Origin of the sequence: Caulobacter sp. CCH9-E1, from assembly GCF_001556515.1 — a bacterium.
GTDB lineage: Bacteria > Pseudomonadota > Alphaproteobacteria > Caulobacterales > Caulobacteraceae > Caulobacter.
Genome location: NZ_LSJA01000143.1, coordinates 1 through 268, shown reverse-complemented (window position 1 = coordinate 268; position 268 = coordinate 1). Strand labels below are relative to the sequence as shown.

The following is a 268-nucleotide window of genomic DNA, read 5'->3' as shown; positions in this document are numbered from 1 at the left end:
ACCGACGGGAAGTCGGCCCAGACGGTGAGGTCGGCCAGGCCCGCGGTCTTCAGCGGATCGACCTTCTGGTGGTTCTGGATCGCCTGCAGGGTGTCGCCGCTCTCCGGCTGGGCGCGGCCATAGTCGATCAGCAGCGCCCCGCCGCCGTCGGTGACCAGGCGGTGGGCGATGTCCGAGGCGATGGCGGCCTGGGCGGGAGAGGTTTCGACGACGGCGCCCACCGAGAAATCCTCCCCCCGAGGGGGGAGGTGGTCCGAAGGACCGGAGG

1 protein-coding gene is annotated in these 268 nt (G+C 71.6%); it reads right to left on the bottom strand.

Annotated features, from left to right (window positions below):
- The coding region (locus AX690_RS09535; RefSeq protein ID WP_197426823.1) for an SAM-dependent methyltransferase at positions 1-268 on the bottom strand (268 nt) is incomplete at both ends.